This is a genomic window from Nostoc piscinale CENA21 (assembly GCF_001298445.1).
In the GTDB taxonomy this organism is placed as follows: Bacteria; Cyanobacteriota; Cyanobacteriia; order Cyanobacteriales; family Nostocaceae; genus Nostoc_B; species Nostoc_B piscinale_A.
Window position 1 is genome coordinate 3141323 of sequence record NZ_CP012036.1, and the last position, 26691, is coordinate 3168013.

A 26691-nucleotide genomic window follows, 5' to 3' on the forward strand; every position below is an offset into this window, starting at 1 on the left:
AGAAAGCCTATTTTGATACATAATCTGATTGCTGAGTAGGAAAATTGTCACATTTTCACATTTTTGCTACAGGGCTGTAACAAAAGTGTAATAAACGGTGTCTACATTAGTAATAGATTCAAAATAACCTTTCAGACGGCAATGCAAAATCAAATACCAGACGGAAATAACCCATTAAATAGCACTTCAGATGCCAAATACCGTAAACCAGCACCTTGGAGAAAGGCGGCGGCTTCTCTATCATTGGTGTTGCTAGGTTCTGGTATGACCTTAGCAGGTGGTTATCTAGCGAACCATCAGTCACAGGTGTCGCAAAGTGCATCGAATTTGGCTTTGAGTCGGGTGAATGCAGCACCGCCAATTGCTGCGGGTACAGATCCTAATTTTGTGACTCAGGTAGTGCAGAAGGTAGGGCCAGCCGTGGTACGAATTAATTCTTCTCGCACCGTCAAAAGTCAAATACCAGAGGAATTTAACGACCCATTTTTCCGCCGCTTTTTTGGTTCACAACTACCAGAAAGCCAAGAAAGAGTAGAGCGTGGTACTGGTTCTGGGTTTATTATCAGTGGTGATGGTCAAATTCTCACCAATGCTCACGTTGTTGATGGTGCAGATACAGTGACAGTCATCCTCAAAGATGGGCGGAGTTTTCAAGGTAAGGTTTTAGGCAAAGACGAATTAACAGATGTTGCGGTTGTCAAAATACAAGCCAACAATTTGCCGACTGTTACCGTGGGTAACTCTGACCAACTGCAACCAGGAGAATGGGCGATCGCAATTGGTAATCCTTTAGGATTAGATAATACAGTCACCACAGGTATCATCAGCGCCACCGGACGCAGCAGCAACCAAATTGGCGCATCTGATAAGCGAGTAGATTTTATTCAAACTGATGCAGCAATTAATCCTGGGAACTCTGGCGGGCCATTACTCAATGCCCGTGGTGAAGTAATTGCCATGAATACAGCTATTATTCAAGGAGCGCAAGGTATAGGTTTTGCTATTCCCATTGCGACAGCACAACGTATTGCTAACCAATTAATTTCTACAGGTAAAGTCCAGCATCCTTATCTTGGCATTCAAATGATTGGGTTAACACCACAACTCAAACAAAGTATCAATTCTGACCCCAATAGTGGTTTGAGTATTAATGAAGATAAAGGTGTCTTAGTTGTGAAAGTTATGCCTAATTCACCCGCCGCCAAAGCTGGCTTACGTGCAGGTGATGTCATCCAAAAGATTGAAGGTAGCACTGTCACAGAAGCAGAGAGTGTCCAGAAAGCTGTTGATAAAAGCCAAATTGGTGCAGATTTGCGCTTAGAGTTACGCCGCAATGGACAAACCCTGAATTTATCTGTCCGTCCCGGTAGTTTCCCCACTCAAGTGCAATGATGAGTGCTGAGAGTTGATTTTTCAATTTCTGCTCTACATATTAGATAATAGGCAAGACTTGAGGGATTCTCCACGCCACTGAGGGAGTCGGCAAAGCCGCCCAACGCAGTGGCTCCTCAAACCCCCGATTGGGGGACGCAACCGTCCCCCAAACCCCCTCCAAAATTATTCTTTCGTTTTTTGTTGAGTCATTATTTGTTGGTTTTGTGGTGATTTAATTGTTTTATCTGAACTGTATTGGAGTATAGGGTATAAGGTCAAAGTTCAGAGTTTGCGCCAGTTTATAGTGACAGCATAGGTAAACGGCTGTTTCACCCCTACATCCCCACACCCATACACCCCTACACCCCCATACACCCACACTCTCACAAATTAACGGAAGAACAAGTATCTTCCACCTATAATCAATAAAAAGATGCCATACAGCTTCTTCATGGTTTCACTGCTAATGAATGGCTGGTTGGCAAATAATGCACCAAAGAGATTTCCTACTACTAAACCAAGAGCAATCATGACTGCATATTTGATGTTAATGTTACCGCTACGGTAGTAAACTGCTGCGCCTAAAATACCTATGGGTAAGATTTGGGCGGCGATGGATGTACCTGTGGCAAATTTTTGGTCTAGCCCTACTAGTAGTACCATTGCGGGAACCATAATTGCACCACCACCGATACCAAACATCCCACCAGCAACACCAGCCGCTAAACCAATGAGCAGCATTTGTACAAGAATATTAGACATACAAAATGTTTGTTGTTGACTTACAGAATTAAGAATACAGAAGTCAGAAGTCAGAATTTTAGCTATAGCAGAGGGCAAGTGACAAATGACAACTCTGAACTTCTTCACGATTCTGACTTCTGGATTGTGAGTTCTGAATTCTGGCTTACAAACTCATTTTAGGTGAGAAGATTGATTTGGGTAACATCCCGTGAACGCCTTTATGGGGACTGTTCACAACTTGGGTGATACGAAAATTTACAGCTAAACTACACAAAATATATGCTTCTTCTGCTGATAAATTGGTGAAATCTTGTAGAAAAGCAATCATATTTTTTAAAGCTTGTTCTAAGGCTGCGTCTAGGGTTTCGGCAAAACCCATTGTGATGATGTCTGTTGGAGTTTCGGCGATGGGTGTTGTAAGTGATAAATCTTTGCGGAGTGTGAGAGAAATTCTCCCGTTCATTGAAGTTTCAATGGCTGTAACATTTACTTCCCCATCTCCTTGGGCGGAATGTCCATCACCAATGGAAAATAACGCGCCAGGGACGTAAATCGGTAAAAATATCCGCGAACCGGCTTGGAGTTCACGGTTATCGATATTACCACCATAGTTACCAGGAGGAATGGAATTGCGATCGCTTTGCGGTGTGGCGACACCCAAAATCCCAAAAAAGGGTGTGAGGGGAATTTTAATGCCACTGTTAGGGGGAAATTCGGCGATATTATTAGCTAAATCTAGGGGAATGAATCTTAGTGCAGGTTGGGTAAATTGTTGTGGTAAAGCTCCCCAACCTGTACGAATAGCATTAAAACCCACTGGTAAACTTGGAGCGATCACTTCTAATCTTACTTCTAAAACATCCCCTGGTTCAGCATCCCGCACATAAATCGGCCCGGTGAGTAAATGCGGCCCCCCAGCAATTTTGCGTTCTGCTGGCAAATTTTGGCAGATATCCACAAATTCTGGCGTGAGAAATTCTGGTGGTGCTTTGTCGTAAATGTAGTAACCAGTGAAGGTTTCGACATCAACGGTGTCGCCAGAATTAACCATGAGTGCTGGTTTTAATAAATGGGAGAACCCACCAAGATGCACTGTTTCGGTGGTGGCTTTTAAGATGTGATGCGTCATAAAAAGGAGTCAGAAGACAGAATTCAGAATAAGTAAGTCGGTGGGAAAAAACCAAACTATATTAATAAAGGTTAATGAGGCTAAAATCTTCTTCCCTCCTGCCTTTTCCCAACTACAAATATTTACGTCGCCCTACTTACTCCACCCATAAAGCAATGAAGTTTTAAATCAAAGAAGAAAGTTTTATTTTGATTTCGCCCACGTTCGCGGTAGCTTCCCGCAGGGAGGGACGAGGTTTTCCACCAATATTCATCACCCAGTCATACAGAATTCATCCTGGAAATTCCTGTGGGATAAGACTTTATATAAATTTCCGTGTTTTTTCTCTCAAATATCCGAAAACCCATTAGTTAGCTTTGAAGCTGATAGTAATCAAACTTTAGGACTGATTATGAATAGCTTTTATCAGGTACAAAATAAGTCTTTTGCTTTAATTTTAGCGACAGCTTCACTACTGTCTGGAGTTGTGGGTATATCTTCATCTGTGAGTGCTGCACAATTAGAATCTACTGCCGTTTCAGCAGTTAATATTCAGAAAATTGCCCAAGCATCTAATTGTCCTCGTTATGCAGGTGGCGGAAGATTAGAAGCTTATATTGAAACTACTAATTTTTATATTCATATTTGCAATAAAAAAAGGCAATCTGTTTTACACTGGGATTTCTAAGTCAACTGGTAAAGGTATCCGTTCTCTCCGTGCTTACTCCGAAGAAGGTACAGGATATGTAGCTCGGAATAATAACTATGAATATGTAGTTAATGGTGCAGGCCTTGAGATTGTCAAAAATGGCCGGGTGATTCAAACAGACCGAGTTCTTAAATATGTAAGCGGATACTAAAAGTCAATATACTCAGGACTTACGCACCAAGATTGTCTATGAAGATTGGGTGTAAGGGTGTGTGGCGGAAGGGTTTTAGATACATACACCCCTACACCCTCGCCAAAACCCTTGATTTTTCGTTTTTATGCGTAAGTCCTAATGCTATTTCCTGGCGTAACAGCTTAGGATAGAGATCCCAGTCTCAACTCGTAAGTCTCTCCCTATGTCTGTTACGCCATCCATTTCTCAAGTTGACTCACCCGCCACGGAAAAATTAGCAATTCCTCCCTTACTCGGTGCTTCGGTTAGCGAGTTAACTGCTTGGGTACAGCAGCAGGGACAGCCGGCTTACCGGGGTAAACAGTTACATGATTGGATTTATCATCAGCAGGTGCGATCGCTCGCTGATATTTCCGTTTTTCCAAAACAATGGCGTACAGAAATTGCAGATATTCCCATTGGTCGTTCTACCATCCATTACCGCAAAGTTGCACCGGATGGTACAGTCAAATATCTACTGCAACTAGCTGATGGACAAATTATTGAAACTGTAGGTATTCCCGCCGATAAACGATTAACTGTCTGTGTTTCTACTCAGGTGGGTTGTCCGATGGCTTGTGATTTCTGTGCTACTGGTAAAGGTGGCTACAAACGCAACCTCGCCCGTCACGAAATCGTCGATCAGGTGTTAACTGTCCAAGCAGATTTTCAAGAACGAGTTAGCAATGTGGTGTTCATGGGTATGGGTGAACCGTTGCTAAATACAGATAATGTCTTAGCCGCCTTGACATCGTTAAATCAAGATGTGGGTATTGGACAACGGATGCTAACTGTTTCTACAGTGGGAATCCGCGATCGCATTCGTCAATTCGCCCAACATCATTTGCAAGTTACCCTAGCGGTGAGTCTCCACGCCCCTAACCAAGCCCTCAGAGAACAACTCATTCCCAGCGCCCGCCCCTATCCTCTAGAAGATTTATTGGCGGAATGTCGGGAATATGTAGCCCTTACAGGCCGCCGTGTGACTTTTGAATATATCTTGTTGGCTGGTGTCAACGATTTACCAGAACATGCCTTAGAACTAGCACAACATCTCCGGGGCTTCCAAAGCCATGTTAATTTGATTCCCTATAACCCAATTCAAGAAGTAGATTATCAACGCCCTAGCCGCGATCGCATCCAAGCTTTTGTTAACATTCTTCAACAACAAAAAATTGCTGTAAGTGTACGTTATTCTCGCGGTTTAGAAGCTGATGCTGCTTGTGGACAATTGAGAATGAACAAAAAGTAAATTGAAGTCTGAAGTATGAAAATTAATTTACTCATACTTCATCTTTTTGCCTTTTTACTTTTTATCTTTTACTTAATTGAATTCCAGGGGCGTAAGCTTCAATTACTTTACCAGTACGGGTGCAACTAATCATCAAGTAATCACAACTTGAGCATTGTGTCCTTGTTAATTCACTATCCAAAATATAATAACGCTCTGCTTTACTACCACAATTTGGGCAGTAAATATTGTGTACTGTCTGCATTTTTTAACCCCTGGAGATAACTAATTTTTTTGTTTTTGAACTGTTAGTCTTAACTTCGATGTTGGGTTTAACCAACCTAACAAATAGCCAGAAGATTTGCTGGTAATCTTAAGAAAAACTTTAGCTAATAAACCTTTACAATGCTTTTATTGATTATCTTAATCTGTAGGTGATTTTATCATCTCACTTTAGATATATAAATTCACTTAGAGCTAGTTTTTACTTAGAAATGAGATGATCCCTGTGATTAAAACTTTGAGAGAGCTTTATTTTACGTCATTTCAAATTTATTACATCGCTATTTATGTATTCAAAAGTCAATCACCAAGGATTACTGTATATTTGGTAACAAAATCCTAATTTTAAACATTGCTTAATTTTTATTAGAGGGTATAGATATTGCAGAATCCCCCAAATCCTACTACTCCTTGGTCTGATAGATAGAGCAGAAATTGAGAATGAAACTCTCATCACCTTAACTGAACCGTATTTTCTTATAATTGGGGGAAAGCTGATACCATGATGAATTGTGAGCAGTCTTCTAACTCAGCACTCAGCACTTTTCATTTCAAAGGTAGTTTAATACTAAAGGTAGAACCCTGTCCTTCGCCCAGACTGATAGCTTGGATTGTGCCACCGTGCAGTTCTATTAAATAACGAGCGATCGCTAAACCCAAGCCTAAACCGCCTTGTTTGTGAGTGCGATCATCTTGGCAGTAGCGTTCAAATACATAAGGTAAAAATTCTGGGCTAATTCCAATACCTGTATCAGTCACAGTAATTTCAACATAAGATTCTTGACGCAATAGTTTTACATCTATACTTCCGCCGTTTGGGGTGAATTTAATGGCGTTGGAGAGTAAATTACCTAAAACTTGCAGCAAGCGATCGCAATCCCCACTTATGGTTGATATGGACTGATCAATCACAGATTTTAGATCAATGTTCTTCTCTTGGGCAGTGGGGTAAGCAGTCTGAATAGCTTGACTGACAATTGAGCCTAAATGAACTTGTCTCAATTCTAGTTGTAACTTGCCTCGCAGAATTCGAGACATATTCAGCAAGTCTTCTAAAAGTTTTGCCTGAGATTGGGCATTGCGTTCAATTGTTTCGAGGGCGTGGTTGATATTTTCTGGACTCAACTTTCTAGTCCGCAGTAACTGTGTCCAACCTAAAATGGAATTCAAAGGCGATCGTAAATCATGGGATACCATTGCCACAAACTCATCTTTAGCACGGTTAGCCGCTTCCGCTTCTGCACGGGCGGCTTGTTCTAATTGCAACAATCGCTGACGTTCTGCTTCTACAAGTTTGCGTTGAGTGAGATCCAGCACAAAGCAAACACTATAACCTCTCTGATCTGTATCATCAATTCGCGCAATTCCAACCAGCACCGGCACACGCTGACCATCTTTGCGAAAATATTCCTTCTCAAAAGGAACACAAACACCAGAAGTCTGCAATTCTTCTACTTGTTGCTGATCAAGAGAGTGATATTCTGATGGAGTTAAAGCATCCCAACGCAGATTTCCGGCGATTAATTCTGCACGACTGTAGTCTAACAATTCTAAAAAAGCATCATTAGCTTCATAAATCAGACCACTAAAATCACCAAAATAAATGCCAATAACATTTGACTCAACAATTCTACGAAACTTGGTTTCACTTTTTTGCAATGCAACTTCATGATGTTTGCGAGCAGTAATATCATAAGCTGTACCGACAATTTGACGTGGCGAACCATCTTCATTTCTTGTGAATACCGTATCTCGACTGTAAAACCAACACCATTGGCCATTGGCATGACGCATCCGGTATTCAAATTCCAAAATTTCGTTATCTTGAATTGTGGCAACTTTTTGCAGATGTAAAAAGAATAAAGGCAAATCATCGGGATACATTATCTGTATCAAAAATTCCTTCCCCAAATCTTGAACTTGCTGGGAAGTATAACCAAGCAATCTATTAACTTGACCATTCAGATACAGATTGCGCTGTTCTAGCAAATCATAAACATACAAAATTCCTGGGGTTGTTTCCGCAATGCGTTCGATGAACTGCTGACTTTCGCGCAAGCGTGCTTCACTTTGCTGTAGTTCTTGACGCAACTTGACTTGTGCGACTGCTGAGTGAATGGTTGAATGCAAACGTCCTGCTGTTGTTTGTCCTTTGACTAAATAATCATGAACCCCACTTTTCATCGCTTGAACAGCAATGGCTTCATTACCATACCCAGTCAACATCACCACGGCTGGAACTGGCTTGGCTAGTTTTGACAATTCTGCCAAAAATTCTAGCCCATCCATATCTGGCAACAAAAAATCTAATAAAATGCAGTCTGTCGGGAATTGGCGATATACTTCTAAGGCTTTCTCTCCTGATGCGGATTCGAGAATATTGTAATTATATTCCTGGTCTTGCAGCAGATAGCGACGATAAGCCTCACGGTCTTCAGGGGAATCATCAATAATTAAAATGGTTAGCGGTTGCACCATGACTAGTTGCTTGCAGCATCAGGGAAAATCAAAATATCTAACCAACGAGTGATAAAAGTTTCAAATTTTTATACCTATCGGTGGATATCAATTGGCCGGAAAATATAACTGTTTACACAATATCGATAGCATATTTTATCTCTTTTGGATGATAAACAGCAGTCAATATAATTTAGTCCTTTCGCATAAAGGTTGTCTATGGAGATTGGATTTAAGGGTGGGAGGGTATGGCATGTAAGGGTTTTGGATACATACACCCCTATACTCCTACACCCTTGCTCAAAGCCTTGATTTTTGGTTTTTATGCGTAAGTCCTATAATTGTTGGAGTTTCCATCTGTGTTCTTCTGCGTAGCCTGCGGCATCTAAATTGGCAGTGAATTACTCTTGTTTGTATGTCACTAGAATGAGAACCGCTATATCTATGACCAATCATAATTTGCGTGGCGGACTACGATAGCAGTTCTCAATTAATTACAAACAAATCTGCCCCCTAATCTCTATCTACAAAGGTAGATTCAGAAATCAAATCTGATTTTTATATATCTTAAGAGATAAGACTTAAGTTAGAGGATGATTCATCTGAATCATCTGTTATATTAAACAGGATATTGATGAAAGTCTTATTTATTTTATATGTAAATAATTATTCACAAAAATTAATTGATATGCTAAAAAAAACAGCCAGCAAGTAAAAAGTATTAAATACTAATTATCGTGGAGAAAATCAGGTTTTTAGGTAAAATTTGTTGTAAAAGCAGTAAAATTATTAATAGTATGCTCGCTGAGGAAAAACAAAAATTTAACTTGGAAAAATCAGCATTTTTCAATGTAAACGGAGATTGTATGGAAGCTCCTCTACCGCTTGCTGGCTTAAATGTTTTGGTAGTTGATGATGATGATGATAGCCGCTTTTACGTCACTACAGTGTTAGAAACAGATGGAGCCAATGTTATTGCAGTAGCATCAGCATCAGCTGCACTAGAAGCATTAATGACGCTACAGCCAGAAGTTTTAGTATGTGATATTGCTATGCCGGAGGAAGATGGTTATACACTGATCCGTAAAGTACGATCGCTCAAACCAGACCAAGGAGGAAGAATCCCAGCGATCGCTTTAACCGCCTACGGTGATACAGAAGATCGTATCCGCGCCTTAGAAGCAGGCTTTCAAACTCATGTTGCAAAGCCAGTTGACCCAAATGAACTAGTAGCGATCGTAGTTAAGTCGGTAACGAAGAGTGAACATTATTAGGTTAGAGGTTAGTACAACAAGGCAAAAGTCAAAAGGAAAAAGAAAGAATAGTCATACCACAAGCCTTTTAGCAACTCCAGATGGTCATTGAGCGTGGTCGAAGTGTGGTCTGTTTATTTACGCCGACCGTACTAGAGGCTAGAGGTTAGAGGTAATAGATAATACATCTCTCCCTTGTCCCCCTTGTCTACCATATCTCCCTTATCCTCCACATCTCCCTAACTAAAACTAATCTGTTCAGATTTATACTCTGGCGGTTCGACGTGAATTAATATCCTCACAGGATGAAAGCGTTCTTGCAACAGTCTTTCCACATTTTCTGTGATTCGGTGTGCAGTTTCTACATCTGGTGCATCTACAATTAAGTGCATTTCGATGAAAACTTGTCTACCTAAAATCCCTCTCGAAGCAATATCATGACAGTTTAGTACTCCCGGTACAGAAGTGGCGATTTCATGGATTGCTTCTGGTGCGATCGCCATTTGATCTACCAGCCAAGGTAAATTAGCTTGTAACACTGACCAGCCACTCCAAAACACCAACAACCCCACAGGAAACGCCAACACTATATCTAACCATTGATAGCCAAGCCAAACCCCAATCAAGCCGCCAATAACCGAAATCGTCACCCAAATATCGCTCATAGTGTGCATAGCATCAGCAATTAAAATTGGGCTACCTACACGCTGACCAACTCGCCGTTCGTAAAACGCCACAAAAATATTTACGCCCAAAACTATTAGTAATAACCACAACTCAGGCGGTAAAATCCTTACAGGTTCACCACCTTTAATAATCCGCTCAATTGCGCCTTGGAGAATTTCAAAGCAAGCTATCCCTAAAAATGCTGCAATTCCTAAAGCTCCCACCGCTTCAAATTTTTGGTGTCCATAAGGGTGTTCACGGTCAGGATGTGGCGAAGAAAATTTACTAGCAAATAATCCTAAAACATTATTGGCACTGTCTGTCACACTATGTAAAGCATCAGCTAACAAGCTTAACGAACCAGTCCAATAGCCCACAACAGCCTTTAACCCCATCACCAATAAATTTAGCAGTAGGGTAATTATTAAAACCTTTCTAACAGTCCCCCGATTATCGTAAGTCATAGATATTTTTTAACAACAAGTTCTATGACTTATAAGTGTAAAACTCAAAATGTTAATTAGGTATAATGACTTTTTGCTTATTTAGAATAATTGTCCATATAGACTCAAATATTTTGTCGATTTTGTTGCGACTAATTTTAATTAATGTCAGCTATAAGCTTAGTATTGTCAATGCTTCAAGTTTTATAATTCGTGATTTATTATCATTAATTTCTGAAAAAATTTCATTAATTTTATTTTTAAATGAGTACTCCAGTCAGTTCACACCAACGAATCAAAACTAAGTCTGTATACAAAGACTTATCTAAACCATAGCTACCCAAAGCAAAACCATCATTCCACTCAATCAGCGCCGTAACACCATCTGACAAAACACCAAAATCAATTCCATAAGCAGCAGTTCCTTCACCAAAAACGTTTAACAACTGCACTGCTTCTGTAATCACACTTAAATCAATTGATACAGAAGGATTTCCCCAGTAATGTTTAATTCCCACAATCTCACCACGAATTACAAAAACCCGATACTCTGACAACCACTCAACAACCTCAGAACAATACACAGGTGTACGGTGAGATGTTCCTTGTAAATACATTAAATCGCTGGGTGAGGCAAATACATGACCTGTAAATTGCTTTTTGCGATTTTGAGGTTTAGCAAATATGGGTGCATGATCATCATAAATTTGCTGAATAATCTGCCCAACTGTGCTTTGCCAAATTTGCCGATATAGAAATGCTTGCAAACACTGGGGACAGTCGCACAGATTTGGCAAATCTATACCTAACTGTCGTAATGCGCCTAAGACTACTGGGATATAACCAGCAACTAATGTATCAACAGCCAATGGTAGCTGTCGTCTGTGTAAACGTTTTTCGGTAAAAGTCTCGACCAGAATTCCTCGGTGATCTAACTCTGCCAATAAATCAGCCATTTCCGGTTCCATTCGTCCATTACCGTTTTCTTGGATAAATGCTTTCTGAATCATCTTGACCTTTGGTAGAGATGCCCCAGTCTAGACGAACTCTTCCGGTAACATTAGGTAAGTATCAAACAAATTTAATTAAGCTTATGTCTTCAACTCCTTTGACATTAAACTTAGTTGAAGGTTCTGTATCCTTCAGTTTTTCAACCCAAGCCGCACGAGAATTAAAAGCGGCGATTGATCAATTAATGGAACGCCTGAAAGCTATTGCGGCTAAACCTGCGGCTGGTGGTAAAGTCACCCCCCAACCGCCTTTGGAATATCGTTACACTGGCGAAGTATTTTTAGAAATTTTCTGTAATCCTAATATCTGGCCGACTCCCTTCGCCGCTAAAGTTTTGTTGACAGTGCGAGATGTCGCCATTCGCTTAACTACGGAAGCTGAACTCACTCGGCTCATTGAAGACATTAACCAATATCTAGAACAAGTTGGATAAACGGGTAGTGAGTTGAAAGTGCTGAGTCACCGAAGTTTGCTCAACGCGGGGAACCCGCGCACGCAACTTCTCGCTGAGTGCTGAGTAAAAATCTTAGTACCTAGTACAGGTTGGCGTAAATAAACAGACCATAAGGAATTGCTAAAAGGCTTGTGGTATCAATATTGTTTCTTTTTCCTTTTGACTTTTTACTTTTGCCTTGTTGTACTAGTCAAGAGTCAAGAGTCTCTCTTTCATGTTTGGTTTTGGGTTTTTCCCGTGATATCATGTCCGGTAATTACTTGTCATTACGAACGTAGCGATAGCGCAGTGAAGTAATCGCAGAGTCCTGGCGATTGCTTCGTTCCACTTAGTTGCACTCGCGGCGGAAATATCGTAAATGATTAAGCGGACTTGATATGATTGACTGGCAGAATGAGTGCATAAACTCAAATCAAGTATTTTTGCGGGAGTCATCAACTAGCTAAATAGCCTCTGATTTTATCTTTATGTCGGCGTAGAGTGCTTAAAGCTTGCAGTTCTATTTGTCGTACTCGTTCTCGACTAATACCCATCTGTTCGCCAATCTGAGATAAAGATAGGATATTTCCGCCTGTCAAGCCAAATCTTAAGGTTAATATTTCTCGTTGCTGAGGAGTTAATTTTAACAGTAAATCTTGAATATTTTGTTTGAGAAAACTTTGGTCGGCGTAGGATTCAGGAGATATGCTTTCATCTTCTAGCATATTAGATAATTCTGTATCTCTTTCGGGGCCGACCCGTAATTCTAAAGACAGGGGTTGGCGTGCTAACAGCAGATAATCTCGAACTTGTTGCGGTTCTAAAGATAATGCTTGGGCGATGTCAACGGTGGTAGGAGTACGACCTAATTTTTGTGCTAATTCCCGTTGAGTGCGTTTAATTTTATTGAGTTTTTCTGTAATATGAATTGGTAGGCGAATAGTGCGTGCTTGTTCTGCGATCGCTCTTGTGATTGCCTGACGAATCCACCAATAAGCATAAGTAGAAAATTTGTATCCCCTTTGAGGTTCAAACTTCTCAACACCTCTTTCTAAACCTAAGCTTCCTTCTTGAATTAAATCCAGAAAATCTAAATTGCGTTTTTGATATTTCTTGGCGATCGAAACAACCAGCCGCAGATTAGCCTTAATCATTTTTTCTTTGGCTTGATATCCTTGCTTTTCTTGTTGCAATAGTTCTGCTTCACTCAGATGGACATATTCCGCCCATTCTGACTGTGTTGGTTGGCGTTGTAAATGCACAGTTAATTTTTCCTTGGCAGCCAATAAATTCATCATTTGTTGAACTTGCTTGCCAAATTTGATTTCTTGTTCATGACTTAATAAAGGTATACGTCCAATTTCATGCAGATAACTACGCACCAAATCAGCCTGAGACAATGATTTTTTGTTTGTATTGCTTACTTCAATGGATTTATCAGAAAGGTATTTCATTTTTCTATCATCCCTATAAGAATTTCTGGGTTTATCAGAAAATGATTAGCGTTCTAAATATCAAAGGTTAAGTATTCGCTAAAATTTATCCAGCGATAACTAGATACACTTTTTTATTTGAGAATTAACTTTTCTTAAGGTAAGAGCTTTATGTGACAGAGACTTGTCAAAGATTTGAAAAAATTATGTCTATGGAAAAATGATATCAGTTTTATTTGAGATATGAACAAAAGAGATAAGAAACATAAAAGAGACAAGGTAAAAGATGTTTGTAAATCATTTAGGATTGCTACATAACTAAAAAATAATCAAGATAAATGAAGTCTAAAAATTTCAAAAAAGTATTTAAAATTGCTATATGCTTTCAGTAATTAAACTGAATTAAGTATAAATTGGTAAACAAAAGTGAATCTCCCTTTAATGACTCGTGCGGCAGCACATAAAGAAAAACCAGCGATTATTGCAGATACAGGAGTATTTACATATCAAGATTTGCTACAAGCTTCCGTTAAAATAGCAGCAAATTTGTTACAAAATGCAGCAGATTTACAAGAACAACGAGTTGCTTTTTTGATTCCGTCTGGGTTTGAGTATGTAGCGACACAGTGGGGAATTTGGCGGGCTGGTGGGATAGCTGTACCTCTGTGTATTTCCCACCCAAGACCAGAATTAGAATATGTAATTAGCAATTCAGCAGCATCGGTGATTATTGCCCATCCGCAGTATGAGGAGATATTACATCCAATTGCAACTGCACACAATCTCAGATTTATCCTAACTTCCGAAGCACTACCAAATCATATTGTTAATCTACCAGAAATAGAAATTACTCGACGTGCTTTAATTCTCTACACCAGTGGGACAACAGGCAAACCAAAGGGTGTGGTGACAACTCATCACAATATTCAAGCGCAAGTTACCAGTTTAATTACAGCTTGGGAATGGACATCAAGCGATCGCATCTTACACGTACTCCCATTACATCATATTCATGGCATTATTAACGTCCTCACCTGCGCTTTGTGGGCTGGCGCGGAATGTCTTATGTTAAATAAATTCGATGCGGAAGTTGTGTGGAATCGCATTTGCGGTGGTGACTTAACTTTATTTATGGCAGTCCCCACAATTTATGTAAAATTAATTGCAGTTTGGGAAAGCGCCACTGTTGAACGCCAACAAATTATGACCGCAGGTTGTAAAAAAAATGCGCCTGATGGTTTCTGGTTCCGCCGCTTTACCAGTACAGGTTTTAGAAAAATGGCAAAATATAAGCGGTCATTTTCTGCTAGAACGTTATGGAATGACTGAAATCGGGATGGCGTTGTCAAATCCTTTACATGGTCAACGTCATTCAGGTTATGTTGGTCAGCCTTTACCGCAAGTAGAAGTTAGATTAGTCGATGAAAGCGGAAAATTAGTACTACCAGGAACACCAGGAGAAATTCAAGTCAAAAGCCCAGGCGTGTTTTTAGAATATTGGCAAAATCCCCAAGCAACCGCTAAAACCTTTCAAGATGGCTGGTTTTGTACAGGAGATTTAGCTGTAGTTGAGGATGGAAATTACCGCATTCTTGGCAGAATGAGTGTAGATATCATCAAAACTGGTGGTTATAAAGTATCTGCCTTAGAAATTGAAGAAGTGTTAAGAAATCATCCAGATATCCACGAATGTGCAGTGGTTGGAGTTGCTGATGTTGAGTGGGGGGAGAGAGTTTGTGCGGCGTTAGTATTACATCCCCAACGCCAGTTAACATTAGAATCGTTTCGGAGTTGGGCAAAAGAGCAATTAGCAGTTTATAAAGTACCAACTAAAATTCTCACAGTTGCAGAGTTACCCCGTAACGCAATGGGGAAAGTAACAAAGCCAGCAGTGGTTGAGTTATTTCGTACAGATTGATTGTGGATTTCAATTTTGGCAATCAAAGCGATCGCATTTGTTATTTCGGTGAACGCGTTTGTTATTTTTGCGGACGCGTTTGTTATTTCGGTGAACGCATTTGTTATTTCGGTGAACGCATTTGTTATTTCGGTGAACGCATTTGTTATTTCGGTGAACGCATTTGTTATTTCGGTGAACGCATTTGTTATTTCTGCGAACGCATTTGTTATTTCGGTGAACGCATTTGTTATTTTGGTATGTTATGTCATGTCAGGCAAATCAGTTATGACTGACGCATGTCTGTCCAGGAAGATAAAAACTCTTTATCCCCCTGCTCCCTGCTCCCTGCACCGTTGCAGTCTATATGACAAGTCTTTTACCAGACACAATATCATTCCTTAACGCGCACGTTGGGAGGACACCAAAATAAATTTTTGCTGGAAATACCCAATGATTCTAAAATTCCGCGCATAATTTCGGTGCAGTACATCCAATGTTCTAAGTCATCATACATCCGGTCGGGGTTAAACTCGGCATTGTAATGCAGCACATTGGGAATATCTAAAAACTCATCAGAGTCTTGGGGAGACAGCAGCAAAAGTTGAAATGGTTTACCTTGGCAGTGTTTTTCTAGTTTGCTGACTAAATCTAACATGCCACCGCGATCGCAAATCCCGGTGCGGACAAAAAGTGCTTGGTCGCAATTTTCAATTGTGTACCAAAACCGTTGAGAACGTGCTGTGTAGCGTACCCGCATCCGTTCATACACCGGAGACATATCGTGTACAGGGTTGTCTGTGGCTTCAACTTCATGGGCAAAAGATAAACCAGACCATTTGCTGTGGTAAATTCTCCCTGCTTCGGGACTGTAATCTAGCAAGCTCGGATTCCACATATCATCAAAACGATTTTCGATGATATCTGCGATGTCTGCAATCTTGGTAGTGCGGGTCAAGTCAAAGGGAAAAGCCGGGCCATCATATTCCATTTTGTATAACATCATCCGTACAGCACAGCGATCGCCCAATGGCACAATTGCGATCCGACTGATGTCTGATAATTTACATTGATATTGAAATAACACCGCCGACTGTGATGGAATTTTCACCCGACTTTCCAGCCCATCTTTACCAATCATCATCGTGCGGAAGGGAATCTCAGGGTGTAATGGGTCTTCGTAAACACCTGCTGGTACACCTTTTAGTGCTTGCCGTACTTCTTTCCACATGGGATGGATATTATATTCATGGTCTGATTCATTAATTAGCCAAAGGTGGCGTTCATCTTTTTGCAAGATTCCCAAATGTCCATCATAAAACAAAACTTGGGAGTCATTCGGGGCAAATAAATTAAAAGCAGCAGTATATTCTAAATCAGAGTTTGATGGTATTTCTACGGTTGTAGCGATCGCGCCATTTTCCTGCACAGCAAAAAATGGCAGTGTTCCCGGTTGGGGATTTTTGGCAACATAAATACCTGGAAGCAACTTGGCTTTACTTTGCAGAACTGTTTGGAGTTCTTGCCAATAAGGCGCAATGGTGTAATTGTGGGGTGATGGATTACTAATTCGCAGACCCTTTTCTTCTATGTAGGCACAAACATAAAATCCTGCATTATCAAGATAAATCGGGATTTCGTTGGGTTGCCAGAAATGGGGGTTTTCTTTGGCTAATTGGGCTTTGTCTATATCAAATAATTGTAAATTTATCGCCTCAAACATCAAGCGATGACCGACAGTGTTGGGATGCGCTGGGTCAAAAGATAGTCCCTCTCGCCAACGTCCTTGGCCATTATCTAAGACTGGCAACCAATTCAAAATCGGCACACCCCAATTTAACATTCGATTGTGGGTATCTTTTAACAGCCAGTAATGTTCAGAAGAATAATCGTTATGAGGATAAACGCCACCTAAAATTGGCAACGCGCCTAATTTGCGCGTCATTTTTACCAACTGCTGCAAACCGCTTTCAAACCGCCTTTGTACGGCTCGCCGTTCGTGCAGCGCACAATAAGCCAATCCTTCGTTTCCTAGAGATAAAGCAATAATTACTACATCAGGTTGTTCTGGTGTAACGACTGAAGCAAAGCGGGCGATCGTGCGGCTGACATTGGCTCCCACCTCAGAGACATTAACGACTCTGTGTCCATATTTTTGTTGTAAAGCTTCCTCTAGTAGACTAACCCAGCCTTTCAACAACCAAGCTTTATGACCCAAGGCCACAGAACTACCAATCACCACAATTTTTAAACTGTCAGAATCTGCTGTGAATAGTTGTTTAATAGTTGTTGGTTGTTCAGGGTAGCCGAAGGGATGAGGCTGTAAATAACCGAATGCCCCATCATCCACAATAATAGTACTGGAATGCTCATGGTTAATCGGTATCCAACGATTCCACCCAAAAGCTTCCCATTCCCCATAATCATTAGTATTAAAACGCACATACTTATATTCAATTCTCTGATCATCGCCCGCTTCTAAAGATGGCTGAATGTCAATTTCATCTGTCCACCATAGAGGATAGCGAGCAGCACTGGTGCGGAGGCGAACACATCTAGTAATATCCCACGCTCCCAACTCGGAAGTAGAACCAACCAGACCAATGGATTCACCAGTTTGTGTATATGCACTAACCTGGAAGCGATACATAAGATTTTTTTTGTGAATTCTCAGAATAAAATGCCACTGGAAAGGTTGAATCCTCCAGATGCTTTGACAGTATCACATACTACATTTAAAGTCTGTATTCCAGGAACCTTGGGTACAATCCCATTTAATCAGGACTTACGCACCAAAATTTTTTGTGGGGATTGGGGTTAGGGGTGAAAGGGTATAAGGGTGTAAGGGTTTTGAATACCTACACCCCTACACCCTGCTCTAAAACCTTAAGTTTTCATTTTTTTGCGTAAGTCATACTAATAATAAGACCTTCTTTATTTCGCCATTTATTTAACAGTTCTTCTAGCTGTGATACTGACTCAAATAATCTATGAGCTACATTCTTGCAGTTTTGCCGCCAAGTTTAACTAATATCTCTTGCAGGTAAGGCGACTGTGCGAATTGCGATCGCCTGTTTTTTGCCACTACGATTAATGGTAATTTGTATGACATCACCAACTTTGGTAGTTTCTACCTGTTGTTGCACTTGTCGAATATCTTGAATTGCTACACCGTTAATACTGTCAATAATGTCGCCCGGACGCAAACCAGCACGGGAAGCAGGGGAGTTTGGGGCGACTCCTAAAATAATCACACCTGTATCTTGATTAACTTTTAAACCTGTATCGCTTTGATTAATTTTGGTGCGTAAATCAGGGGTTAACTCTCCCATTTGAATGCCAACATAAGCATGATCTACTCGTCCTTTAGTGATTAATTCATTAGCAATTCTTTGGGCTGTTTTGATGGGAATTGCAAAGCCTAATCCTTGCGCTCCTTGGATGATAGCAGTATTCATCCCAATTACTTCTCCTTGAGCGTTAAGCAAGGGGCCGCCAGAATTACCTGGATTAATTGCCGCATCCGTTTGAATAAAATCAACTCGTTCTGTGGGTACTCCTAAATCAGCAACAGAACGTTGAGTTGCACTGATAATTCCTTGGGTAACTGTATTATCTAATCCTAATGGATTGCCAATGGCGATCGCCCATTCTCCTGGTAACAAATTATCGGAGTTACCTAATTTTACTGTTGGCAATCCTGTACTTTTAATTTTGACTACTGCTACATCGGTTACGCGGTCAACTCCTACTACCTTACCTTGAAGACTACGACCATTTTTTAACACAACTGCAACATTATCTGCATCTGCTACCACATGGGCATTAGTCAAAATAATCCCATCACCACTAATAATAAATCCTGAACCAATCCCCCGTTGTACTTCTTCTCGACTCTGTTGTTCGCCAAAAAAACGCCCTAAATAAGAGTCTTGGGGAGATACTGCGACAGTACGAGTGGAATTGATGCGTACCACTGCTGATCCAACGTTCTGCACTACTTGAGTGATGTAATTGGCATCTTGATTAGCATTAATTGGTGCTGCTGGATTGAGTGTTGCTGTAACTAAAGGATTTTTTACATCTCTATTGGCAACACATCCAGTTAATAGCAAAGTTAGATAAAGCGAGAATTGCGAAATCAGGCGTTTCATTATGGGTTGATGGGGCTATTGAGTTGTAGTAATAACCAAGTTAAATAAGTGCCGAAAGGCCCCCATAGTGCATAAGGAAGAAATAGCCACGCAGCTGTTTGCGAAATTGGTTTTACAACAAAAGCTAAAATGTATACCAAAAGAGTTGCTAAACCGCCCACAATCATACCACCAATCAAACTGCGGAGTTCTACCACCACCGGACTGTAAAGTGATGTTAGTAAGGCAATAGCAGCATAAACTAATAGCAAATTCCCAGGGCGAGAACCTTTCTTACTGCTTTTTTCCCAGACAATAATTGCAGAAATCGTCAGGCAAACCCAAATGAACGTCCAAATAAAGGGAATGAGAAATTCAAAGGTTAACCAACTAGGACGTTGCAGATTTTGAAACCAAGGGTCGCGCAGCGATGTGAACAAACTACCACCAAAAAACAGGGCTGCTGAAGCTGCTGTAATTATCCATCTAGCTTTCACAACGACTCCTGCTAAAATAATACATCTGTATGTTAAATCGAATCTGCGATCGCTGCACCTATCTTGTGACAGGTGATAGGTTATCGGCGCAAAAATAACTGCGTCATGTAGTATGTATTCCCAACTCGCCAAATTCCCACACCAGTCTCTTGAAACACCGGACGCAATATATTAGCCCGATGTCCGGGGCTATTCATCCAACCTTTAATGGCGGCTGGTACGGGTTGTGCTACATTTGTACAGGTAAATAAGTTTTCTCCCACCATCAAATAAGAGATTCTCCCTGCACCTATTCTGTCTTTTAAGGTGCTACCATCAGCACCAGTGTGGCTGAAGAATTTTTGCTGCGCCATCTGGCGGCTGTAGTTGCGGGCTACCTGGGTGAGTTTTTCGTTATTTTGCAGAGGCTGAAGTCCCTTGTCTTGTCTGACTTTATTGATACCTTGGTGGACTGCGGCTTCCATATCTGCAATTTTGGCAGAGGCTGGAGGAATTACAGGACGGGGTGGTTGGTTAGATGGTAATTCAATGTCGGGCAATGGTGGTGCGTATTTGAGCATATCCTCGCAGCCACTCAGCAATAGTGCGATCGCTGCTAAAGCTAACCAGATAATTTGAGGTAGTTTATTTTGCATCTACTTGCTACAACCCAATTTGCTCACCTGCATAATTCTTTCTCCAGACAAGAACTATCAATTTAGTTGTCATGATGAAGTTGCTGTGAATTCTGTCTTTAAGGTAACAAAAATCGCCAAATTCAACTGACCTAGATTTGAGAGTTGCATTGCTGGAGAAAGAACAAGAATGAGTTCCAGAGTCTGGGATTGTGAGATTCTCTCACTCCTCCGTTATCTGGGATTTACAGGCGACCAATATTAGTCAGTCCTAAAACAATACCAATGCCAACAATGTGACCAAAAGCCATAGCCGCGATAAAAGTGGTAACACTCACGGGCAACCCTGGTAATTTAGGCCCAACTTGAGGTTTCTCAATGCGGGTAGATAACAACAGAATCACCACGCTTGTAACGCTAATAATGATGCCAACGGTAGGAGTCCACGCGGGGGTAGCGGGGACATTAGCTGCTGCTGCCAGTAAATTTGATAACATCAACGTCTGGTCTCCTAAATGAAAAAATTCATAAAACCTCCCAAATTATAGAATTAGTGAGTCAGCAACCAAAAATTGTTAGCAAAAATTCGCTCTTTAGAACTATGCGGGTTAAAATCTGTGGCATCACTCAACCACAACAAGCAACTGCGATCGCATCTTTAGGCGCAACTGCCCTAGGATTTATTTGTGTACCCACTTCACCTCGTTACGTAACTGCAACGCAAATCCGCGCAGTCGTTACCCAAATACCAGATAACATTGATAAAATCGGCGTTTTTGCTAACGCTCACATTCAGGAGATTCAGCAGATAGTTCAAGATGGCGGTTTAACTGGCGTACAGTTACACGGGGATGAATCACCAGAATTTTGTTACCAAATTAGACAAAATCTCTCCAAGGTCGAAATTCTCAAAGCACTGAGGATACGCAGCCTTGACCATCTGGAACAAGCTGCCATTTACGTTCAATACGTAGATACTTTATTACTTGATGCTTATCATCCCCAACAGTTGGGGGGTACAGGTCAAACTTTAGATTGGGCAATGCTAGAAAAATTTCACCCCAGCATCCCGTGGCTTTTAGCCGGAGGATTAACCCCAGCAAATATCTTAGAAGCTTTAAGCCACGTCAAACCCGACGGTATCGATTTATCTAGTGGGGTTGAAATTCAACCAGGAAATAAAGATTTAAATAAAGTAGCTGAGTTATTTCAGAAGTTACGGAGTCGGGAGTAGGGAATTGGGAGTAGTAAATTTCCCACTCTCTACTCCCAATTCCCCATTCCCTACTTAAAAGAATGATGGTTGATGGCGAATCAAGTTAAAAAATTCTTCACGGGTTTTTTGTTCTTCTTGGAATACGCCTAGCATGGCACTGGTAACAGTCCAAGAACCGGGTTTCTGCACACCCCGCATTACCATACACATGTGAGTGGCTTCCATGACTACTGCTACACCTTGAGGTTCCAAAATCGTTTGAATTGCTTCGGCGATTTGGCGAGTTAACCTTTCTTGGACTTGCAAACGGCGAGAATACATTTCCACAATCCGGGCTAACTTACTTAAGCCCACAACTTTTTGATTGGGGATATAAGCAAGATGCGCTCTACCCATAAAAGGTAGCATGTGATGTTCGCAGAGGCTAAAAAAGTTAATATCTCGGACGAGTACCATTTCGTTATGCCCTTCATCAAAAATGGCACCGTTAACTAGTTCGTCTAAAGACTGGTTATAACCACTAGTGAGAAACCGCATTGCTTCCGCCACGCGTTTGGGAGTTTTCAACAATCCTTCACGCTCAGGGTCTTCACCGACACCGACTATGATGTTCCTGACGGCATCCATCATTTGCTCCATCTGTTCCTCAGAAGGCGGGTGCAAATCCGGTTGTCTGCCGTCGTGGGTGTTGCGATCGGGTCTGGTATTGATGGCATCTGCCAATTCAGAAATCAGAGGAGATTGAAAACGATTGGAACCGTTAGAACTAGCAATAGTCATGATGTAATTTTTAGTTAGTTTTTGGATGTTTGCTATCAGTCATTAGTCATTGGTCATTGGTCATTTGTTCTTTGTGATTCACTTATAACAAATGATTAATGACCAAGAACAAATGACTAAAATGTGCCTGCATTGGGCATCAGAACTAATTCATCAATCACTGCTTGTGGTGGCAATAAGACAGTGTGGAGAATTGATTGTGCCACAATTTCTGGAGTTAACATTTTTGAACGGTCAAAGTTGACCTGAACGGTGTCTGTGTCCCAAATTTCTGTGTTCACAGAACCAGGACAAATAGCCGTGACACGGATACCGTGGGCGCGTTCTTCTTGAGCCAGGGTTTGAGAAAGGGCTAGAAGTCCGGCTTTGCTAACACAATAGGCTCCCCATCCAGCAAAGGTTTGCTTGGCAGCGATTGAGGCGACGTTGATAATTGTGCCTGTGCTGCGATCGCGCATTCCCGGTAAAATTCCTTTGATGCACTCAAATACACTGGTGAGATTGATGTTAATAACGTTTTGCCAGTCTTCTAAGCTTGTGTCGCTGAGATTACCTGTATAGCCTATTCCGGCGTTATTTACCAAAATATCTATGTTGCCAAAATCTTGGGTGATCGCGGTAATTTTCGCTTCTATTTGTGGTATTTCGGCTAAATCTAGGGTGTATGCTTTAGCTTCTACTCCGGTTTGCTTGGCTGCTGTTGCTACCGTCTCTAATTTATCTAAAGAACGGCTGACTAAGGCAACATCTATGCCTGCTTTGGCAAATGCCAAGGCGGTTGCTTTGCCAATTCCACTACTTGCCCCAGTAATCAGGGCGCGTTGTTTCTGCTTACTACCCATACTTTCCCCCATTTTTTTGGCAGGTGACCCCAGCCCTTTGCCACCAAATTATTTAAGTCCTTCGGATTGGCTACATTAAAGTAACCTTAAATTCCGATCATTTTTTTTGACAATTGCTATATTGAATTGTCAGAGTAGGAAATTTTCCCAGTAAAATTTTTCCCAAAGATGAAAATTAAGTCTTCATCTGGGATTTTAGGCTGTCTACTCGCAAAACTAAACGAAATTTCTCATTTAAGTGAGTCGATTGATCACCAATACAAATGCCTGTGGTTAAAAAGATTGTTAAAAATCTTTAAGAACCACAGGCAATTATAGCATTGCTCTTGAATTAATGACCTAGCTTGGGCTTGCTAGTGGGGAATTTCTGTAAAAACACCGATTTTGCGGAATTTATCGTAACGCAGTTGCCGTCTTTCTTGGGATGTTAACTGTTTGAGTTCATCTAAGTTATCTAAAAGGGCTTGCTTAAGGGTGGTTGCGGCTTCTAAGGGGTCAGAGTGAGCGCCACCAATAGGTTCCGGCAAAATTTGGTCAATAATCCCTAAATTTTTTAAGTCATGGGAAGTAATTTTTAAAGCCATAGCAGCTTGGGGTGCTTTGCTGGCATCTTTCCAGAGAATTGCGGCACAGCCTTCAGGGCTGATTACAGTGTAAACAGCATGTTCAAACATGAGTAGGCGATCGCAAATGCCAATCCCTAGCGCCCCTCCAGAACTTGCTTCCCCAATCACTGTGCAGATAATTGGTACATCTAAGCTAAACATTTCCCGGAGATTATAAGCAATGGCTTCGCCGGCACCTTGATGTTCGGCTGCGACTGTGGCTAATGCGCCTGGGGTATCGACAAAAGCTAAAATCGGCATTCCAAATTTATTGGCGTGTTCCATCAGCCGCATTGCCTTGCGATAACCACCGGGAGCCGCCATCCCAAAGTTCCGCGCAATGTTATCCTTAGTGTCACGCCCTTTTTGTTGACCTAACATCACTACTGGCTGCCCACCTAAACGAGCGACACCAGCAATTAAAGCCGGATCATCAGTACCACAGCGATCGCCATGCAATTCCATCCATTCATCGGTAATTGCCTGAATATAATCCAGCGTGCTGGGGCGACGAGGATGACGGGCGACTTGTACTCTTTGAGCCGGAGATAATGTACTAAAAATCTCTTCCCGCAGTTTTGTGGCGCGTGCTTCTAGCTTGCGAATTTCACCAGATACATCAACACCATTTTCTTCTGCTAGTTGCCGAATCTGCTCAATACGGTTTGAGAGTTCTGCCAACGGCTTTTCAAAATCCAACAGTAGTGGTTTACGCTCGGTAGTGGCCATATTTAGGGATGAGGAACTAGGGATTGGGGATTAAAGAAGTAAAAAGTAAAAAGGCAAAAGTAAAAAGATTCTTTTAACTTTTAACTTTTGACTTTTTTAAAGCAGCAAAGGTCTAAAGCCATGTTTCACCGATGCCTGACCAATCTGCTCCATTTTGTCTACGGTAATCTGATTACGCCCCCAAGAAAAGTTCGTATGTAACTTCTCAAATTCCAGTAGCATCGCTTCGGCAAAACAAGCAAATAACTGACGTTCTGGCACTTCCATATTGACGATTTGCATGATTTTCCAGTCAATATCTAAAGAATGCTCAACAATGCCACCGTTGAGTACATGAACGTCAGGATGTTGAATTTTTGTGGCTAAGTTTTTGGGATAGCCGCCATCAATAAGCAGACAAGGTTGCTTTAACACCTTGGTGTCAATTTCCACACCTTTGGGCATACTTGCTACCCAAACCACAATATCAGCTTCGGGTAAGGCTTCATCCAAAGCCATGATTTTGCCCCGCCCTAGTTCGTCTTGTAAATTTTTCAGGCGTTCTTGGTTACGGGCAATCAGCAGAATTTCTTTGACATCTGTTTTGGCATCTAGCCAGCGTGTGACTGCACTACCAATATCCCCAGTTGCGCCACAGATAGCTACTGTTGCTTTCGACAGTTCAATTCCCACTTGTTTGGCAGCCGCCTCTACTTGCCGACAGATAATGTAGGCTGTATGGGTGTTACCCGTAGTGAAGCGTTCAAACTCTAATGTGACGTTACGGACTTGGCTGAACTGCTCTAAATTAAAGTTTTCAAAAATAATTGATGAAAAACCGCCTAAAGCCGTGATATCAATATCATGCTTTTGAGCATGAGCCATTGCATTCAAAATTTTGCGAGTTGCCGCTTTAATCCGCCGATTTGCCAGCATTTCTGGCAAAAAGCATGATTCTACGTACTTGCCTTCGATTGTTTCTCCAGTCAAACTGGTAACTTTAATGTGATCAACAATTTGCGGCGGGGCGCTGCACCAAAAATCTAACCCTTGATCGGCATATTCTGGGTATCCCAATTGTTGAGCTACCGCTTGAGCGTGTTCTAAACTAGTCAGATGTCCAATTAGACCAAACATGTAGTGTGTATTAGGCGTTTGCTGCGTCGAAAGCGTGGAATTGAATGGGTAAGTGAGAATACCTATCCTTAAAAATACAACAAAGTGTGAAGTCTGAAGTATGAAGTATGAAGTGTAAAGTCTGAAATTTTAGCAAAATGATGAATTTGATTCTGACTTTTGAGTTATTCTTTAACCTTCATTCCTCATGCTTCATCCTTCATACTTGTTTAGGCAGCTGAGAGTCCGTAGGCTGATAAACGCATGATATCTCTGGTGGTAAAGCCAATGTTACTTAAAGCTTCACCGTATTGAATCATGAAGTCTTCGACTAAAGCTTCTTTTTCCATTGCTAAAACTTCGGCATCGGCTGCTACTTGGTTGAGCATTTTCCAAACAATGGGTAAGTTTTGGCGGTTTGCTTCTTCTAGTTCAGCTTTGGATGCTTCAAAGTTAGCTTTCAGCCAAACTTCACCAAAGTTTAAATGACTGTATTCGTCTTTGACCACTCCCTCAGTAATTTTACGTGCGAAAGCATCAGCTACGGGGATGTAAATGTTGTAGGCGGCGATCGCAAAACATTCAATAATCAAAGATTGAATCAGTAAGCAGGTGACAACGTTACCTTGAGCGGCGGCGACTTTAAAGTTATCGTGCAGAGGTGCAAAAAACTCCTGGGCAAATTGCAAATCTGGTGTGACGTTTAAATTGCGTCCGCAAGCTTCAAAGCCTTTCTTATGGCGGCTTTCCATTTTCGACAAGCGAATTAAATCATCACGATGATCAGGCAGCAGTTCAGCTAGTGTAATGTAATTCTCATAAGCTTCTTGTTCCCCTTCAATCACGATCGCGTTAATGCGACTATAGGCATCTTTATACGTTTCACTTTGGAAATCTATTTCTAATCCATCTGCCAACTGCTGCATGGTATCGTCACTCCTGTAAAATGAATCATTTGATACTAACG

At 41.2% G+C, this 26691-nt stretch carries 26 protein-coding genes; 9 read left to right on the forward strand and 17 right to left on the reverse strand.

Going from position 1 to position 26691, the window contains the following annotated elements:
- Positions 1-141 precede the first annotated feature (141 nt).
- On the forward strand, positions 142-1392 hold the full coding sequence (locus ACX27_RS13600; protein WP_062293228.1) for an HhoA/HhoB/HtrA family serine endopeptidase: 1251 nt from the start codon (positions 142-144) through the stop codon (positions 1390-1392).
- A gap of 372 nt (positions 1393-1764) precedes the next feature.
- Here the strand turns inward: ACX27_RS13600 and ACX27_RS13605 are convergent, their stop codons facing one another.
- Entirely contained in the window at positions 1765-2136 is a 372-nt protein-coding gene (locus ACX27_RS13605) for a sulfite exporter TauE/SafE family protein (RefSeq protein WP_062293231.1), read from the reverse strand.
- A gap of 145 nt (positions 2137-2281) precedes the next feature.
- The gene (locus tag ACX27_RS13610; RefSeq protein WP_062293233.1) at positions 2282-3247 is read right to left on the reverse strand and encodes an acetamidase/formamidase family protein; all 966 of its coding nucleotides are present in this window, start codon (positions 3245-3247) and stop codon (positions 2282-2284) included.
- Between the two features lie 391 nt (positions 3248-3638).
- Between ACX27_RS13610 and ACX27_RS33800 the strand changes: the two genes are divergently transcribed.
- The gene (locus ACX27_RS33800) at positions 3639-3914 is read left to right on the forward strand and encodes a hypothetical protein (protein WP_235526630.1); all 276 of its coding nucleotides are present in this window, start codon (positions 3639-3641) and stop codon (positions 3912-3914) included.
- Between the two features lie 377 nt (positions 3915-4291).
- The gene (rlmN, locus tag ACX27_RS13620; RefSeq protein ID WP_062293235.1) at positions 4292-5359 is read left to right on the forward strand and encodes a dual-specificity RNA methyltransferase RlmN; all 1068 of its coding nucleotides are present in this window, start codon (positions 4292-4294) and stop codon (positions 5357-5359) included.
- 61 nt (positions 5360-5420) lie between these two features.
- Here rlmN and ACX27_RS33805 read toward each other — a convergent pair whose 3' ends face one another.
- Both ACX27_RS33805 and ACX27_RS13630 read right to left on the reverse strand, forming a co-directional pair.
- On the reverse strand, positions 5421-5603 hold the full coding sequence (locus ACX27_RS33805) for a hypothetical protein (protein ID WP_062293238.1): 183 nt from the start codon (positions 5601-5603) through the stop codon (positions 5421-5423).
- Positions 5604-6166: 563 nt separating this feature from the next.
- The gene (locus ACX27_RS13630) at positions 6167-8098 is read right to left on the reverse strand and encodes a hybrid sensor histidine kinase/response regulator (RefSeq protein WP_062293241.1); all 1932 of its coding nucleotides are present in this window, start codon (positions 8096-8098) and stop codon (positions 6167-6169) included.
- Positions 8099-8943: 845 nt separating this feature from the next.
- On the opposite strand from ACX27_RS13630, the gene ACX27_RS13635 reads away from it, so the two are divergent.
- Positions 8944-9351 (forward strand): response regulator, encoded by a 408-nt coding sequence (locus tag ACX27_RS13635; protein ID WP_062298333.1) that lies wholly within the window; start codon positions 8944-8946, stop codon positions 9349-9351.
- Positions 9352-9569: 218 nt separating this feature from the next.
- Here ACX27_RS13635 and cdf31 read toward each other — a convergent pair whose 3' ends face one another.
- Both cdf31 and ACX27_RS13645 read right to left on the reverse strand, forming a co-directional pair.
- Entirely contained in the window at positions 9570-10460 is an 891-nt protein-coding gene (cdf31, locus tag ACX27_RS13640) for a CDF family zinc efflux transporter Cdf31 (RefSeq protein ID WP_062293245.1), read from the reverse strand.
- Positions 10461-10699: 239 nt separating this feature from the next.
- Positions 10700-11449, reverse strand: a complete 750-nt coding sequence (locus ACX27_RS13645; protein WP_062293247.1) for an ATP-grasp domain-containing protein — start codon at positions 11447-11449, stop codon at positions 10700-10702.
- An 83-nt stretch (positions 11450-11532) separates the two neighbouring features.
- Here ACX27_RS13645 and ACX27_RS13650 point away from each other — a divergent pair, with 83 nt between their 5' ends.
- Positions 11533-11883: a hypothetical protein gene (locus tag ACX27_RS13650; RefSeq protein ID WP_062293250.1), complete on the forward strand. Its 351-nt coding sequence runs from the start codon at positions 11533-11535 to the stop codon at positions 11881-11883.
- A 455-nt stretch (positions 11884-12338) separates the two neighbouring features.
- On the opposite strand, the gene ACX27_RS13655 is transcribed toward ACX27_RS13650, so the two are convergent.
- Positions 12339-13337 (reverse strand): RNA polymerase sigma factor, RpoD/SigA family, encoded by a 999-nt coding sequence (locus ACX27_RS13655; RefSeq protein WP_062293253.1) that lies wholly within the window; start codon positions 13335-13337, stop codon positions 12339-12341.
- 405 nt (positions 13338-13742) lie between these two features.
- On the opposite strand from ACX27_RS13655, the gene ACX27_RS13660 reads away from it, so the two are divergent.
- The 3 genes from ACX27_RS13660 to ACX27_RS13665 are packed head-to-tail and all read left to right on the forward strand — an operon-like array spanning position 13743 to position 15509.
- Positions 13743-14645, forward strand: coding sequence for an AMP-binding protein (locus tag ACX27_RS13660; RefSeq protein WP_250635698.1), 903 nt, complete (start codon positions 13743-13745; stop codon positions 14643-14645).
- Positions 14542-15234, forward strand: coding sequence for an AMP-binding protein (locus ACX27_RS34650; protein ID WP_250635699.1), 693 nt, complete (start codon positions 14542-14544; stop codon positions 15232-15234). The genes ACX27_RS13660 and ACX27_RS34650 overlap by 104 nt, the downstream gene beginning before the upstream one ends.
- 2 nt (positions 15235-15236) lie before the next feature.
- Entirely contained in the window at positions 15237-15509 is a 273-nt protein-coding gene (locus ACX27_RS13665) for a hypothetical protein (protein WP_158507379.1), read from the forward strand.
- A 98-nt stretch (positions 15510-15607) separates the two neighbouring features.
- Here ACX27_RS13665 and ACX27_RS13670 read toward each other — a convergent pair whose 3' ends face one another.
- The 5 genes from ACX27_RS13670 to psaK all read right to left on the reverse strand — a co-directional run bounded on the left by ACX27_RS13670 (position 15608) and on the right by psaK (position 20954).
- Positions 15608-17863: a DUF1796 family putative cysteine peptidase gene (locus tag ACX27_RS13670; protein WP_062293259.1), complete on the reverse strand. Its 2256-nt coding sequence runs from the start codon at positions 17861-17863 to the stop codon at positions 15608-15610.
- A 373-nt stretch (positions 17864-18236) separates the two neighbouring features.
- Positions 18237-19367 (reverse strand): HhoA/HhoB/HtrA family serine endopeptidase, encoded by a 1131-nt coding sequence (locus ACX27_RS13675; RefSeq protein WP_062293262.1) that lies wholly within the window; start codon positions 19365-19367, stop codon positions 18237-18239.
- Complete coding sequence (locus ACX27_RS13680) at positions 19367-19843, reverse strand: TspO/MBR family protein (RefSeq protein ID WP_062293264.1); 477 nt, start codon at positions 19841-19843, stop codon at positions 19367-19369. Before ACX27_RS13680 ends, ACX27_RS13675 begins: the two co-directional genes overlap by 1 nt.
- Positions 19844-19923: 80 nt before the next feature.
- The gene (locus tag ACX27_RS13685; protein ID WP_062293266.1) at positions 19924-20478 is read right to left on the reverse strand and encodes a CAP domain-containing protein; all 555 of its coding nucleotides are present in this window, start codon (positions 20476-20478) and stop codon (positions 19924-19926) included.
- Positions 20479-20702: 224 nt separating this feature from the next.
- Positions 20703-20954, reverse strand: a complete 252-nt coding sequence (gene psaK, locus ACX27_RS13690) for a photosystem I reaction center subunit PsaK (protein WP_083468738.1) — start codon at positions 20952-20954, stop codon at positions 20703-20705.
- Between the two features lie 104 nt (positions 20955-21058).
- Here psaK and ACX27_RS13695 point away from each other — a divergent pair, with 104 nt between their 5' ends.
- The gene (locus ACX27_RS13695) at positions 21059-21691 is read left to right on the forward strand and encodes a phosphoribosylanthranilate isomerase (RefSeq protein ID WP_062293271.1); all 633 of its coding nucleotides are present in this window, start codon (positions 21059-21061) and stop codon (positions 21689-21691) included.
- Between the two features lie 54 nt (positions 21692-21745).
- On the opposite strand, the gene folE is transcribed toward ACX27_RS13695, so the two are convergent.
- From folE to ACX27_RS13720, 5 genes are all read right to left on the reverse strand, one after another.
- Positions 21746-22453, reverse strand: a complete 708-nt coding sequence (folE, locus tag ACX27_RS13700) for a GTP cyclohydrolase I FolE (RefSeq protein ID WP_062293274.1) — start codon at positions 22451-22453, stop codon at positions 21746-21748.
- 116 nt (positions 22454-22569) lie between these two features.
- Positions 22570-23295 carry an SDR family oxidoreductase gene (locus ACX27_RS13705; RefSeq protein WP_062298334.1) on the reverse strand — a complete coding sequence of 242 codons (726 nt, stop codon included), beginning with the start codon at positions 23293-23295 and terminating at the stop codon, positions 22570-22572.
- 353 nt (positions 23296-23648) lie between these two features.
- Positions 23649-24629, reverse strand: coding sequence for an acetyl-CoA carboxylase carboxyltransferase subunit alpha (locus tag ACX27_RS13710; RefSeq protein ID WP_062293277.1), 981 nt, complete (start codon positions 24627-24629; stop codon positions 23649-23651).
- A gap of 96 nt (positions 24630-24725) precedes the next feature.
- Positions 24726-25745: a long-chain acyl-[acyl-carrier-protein] reductase gene (locus ACX27_RS13715; RefSeq protein WP_062293280.1), complete on the reverse strand. Its 1020-nt coding sequence runs from the start codon at positions 25743-25745 to the stop codon at positions 24726-24728.
- 209 nt (positions 25746-25954) lie between these two features.
- Positions 25955-26650 carry an aldehyde oxygenase (deformylating) gene (locus ACX27_RS13720; protein WP_062293282.1) on the reverse strand — a complete coding sequence of 232 codons (696 nt, stop codon included), beginning with the start codon at positions 26648-26650 and terminating at the stop codon, positions 25955-25957.
- Positions 26651-26691 lie beyond the last annotated feature (41 nt).

Coding starts and splice junctions, on each gene's coding strand:
- psaK (WP_083468738.1), bottom strand. CDS start 20,954: ATGTTATCAAATTTACTGGCAGCAGCAGCTAATGTCCCCGCTACCCCC.
- rlmN (WP_062293235.1), top strand. CDS start 4,292: ATGTCTGTTACGCCATCCATTTCTCAAGTTGACTCACCCGCCACGGAA.
- folE (WP_062293274.1), bottom strand. CDS start 22,453: ATGACTATTGCTAGTTCTAACGGTTCCAATCGTTTTCAATCTCCTCTG.
- ACX27_RS13650 (WP_062293250.1), top strand. CDS start 11,533: ATGTCTTCAACTCCTTTGACATTAAACTTAGTTGAAGGTTCTGTATCC.
- ACX27_RS13710 (WP_062293277.1), bottom strand. CDS start 24,629: ATGGCCACTACCGAGCGTAAACCACTACTGTTGGATTTTGAAAAGCCG.
- ACX27_RS34650 (WP_250635699.1), top strand. CDS start 14,542: ATGCGCCTGATGGTTTCTGGTTCCGCCGCTTTACCAGTACAGGTTTTA.
- ACX27_RS13645 (WP_062293247.1), bottom strand. CDS start 11,449: ATGATTCAGAAAGCATTTATCCAAGAAAACGGTAATGGACGAATGGAA.
- ACX27_RS13610 (WP_062293233.1), bottom strand. CDS start 3,247: ATGACGCATCACATCTTAAAAGCCACCACCGAAACAGTGCATCTTGGT.
- ACX27_RS13720 (WP_062293282.1), bottom strand. CDS start 26,650: ATGCAGCAGTTGGCAGATGGATTAGAAATAGATTTCCAAAGTGAAACG.
- ACX27_RS13715 (WP_062293280.1), bottom strand. CDS start 25,745: ATGTTTGGTCTAATTGGACATCTGACTAGTTTAGAACACGCTCAAGCG.
- ACX27_RS13655 (WP_062293253.1), bottom strand. CDS start 13,337: ATGAAATACCTTTCTGATAAATCCATTGAAGTAAGCAATACAAACAAA.
- cdf31 (WP_062293245.1), bottom strand. CDS start 10,460: ATGACTTACGATAATCGGGGGACTGTTAGAAAGGTTTTAATAATTACC.
- ACX27_RS13685 (WP_062293266.1), bottom strand. CDS start 20,478: ATGCAAAATAAACTACCTCAAATTATCTGGTTAGCTTTAGCAGCGATC.
- ACX27_RS13605 (WP_062293231.1), bottom strand. CDS start 2,136: ATGTCTAATATTCTTGTACAAATGCTGCTCATTGGTTTAGCGGCTGGT.
- ACX27_RS13630 (WP_062293241.1), bottom strand. CDS start 8,098: ATGGTGCAACCGCTAACCATTTTAATTATTGATGATTCCCCTGAAGAC.
- ACX27_RS33805 (WP_062293238.1), bottom strand. CDS start 5,603: ATGCAGACAGTACACAATATTTACTGCCCAAATTGTGGTAGTAAAGCA.
- ACX27_RS13705 (WP_062298334.1), bottom strand. CDS start 23,295: ATGGGTAGTAAGCAGAAACAACGCGCCCTGATTACTGGGGCAAGTAGT.
- ACX27_RS33800 (WP_235526630.1), top strand. CDS start 3,639: ATGAATAGCTTTTATCAGGTACAAAATAAGTCTTTTGCTTTAATTTTA.
- ACX27_RS13635 (WP_062298333.1), top strand. CDS start 8,944: ATGGAAGCTCCTCTACCGCTTGCTGGCTTAAATGTTTTGGTAGTTGAT.
- ACX27_RS13600 (WP_062293228.1), top strand. CDS start 142: ATGCAAAATCAAATACCAGACGGAAATAACCCATTAAATAGCACTTCA.
- ACX27_RS13695 (WP_062293271.1), top strand. CDS start 21,059: ATGCGGGTTAAAATCTGTGGCATCACTCAACCACAACAAGCAACTGCG.
- ACX27_RS13675 (WP_062293262.1), bottom strand. CDS start 19,367: ATGAAACGCCTGATTTCGCAATTCTCGCTTTATCTAACTTTGCTATTA.
- ACX27_RS13670 (WP_062293259.1), bottom strand. CDS start 17,863: ATGTATCGCTTCCAGGTTAGTGCATATACACAAACTGGTGAATCCATT.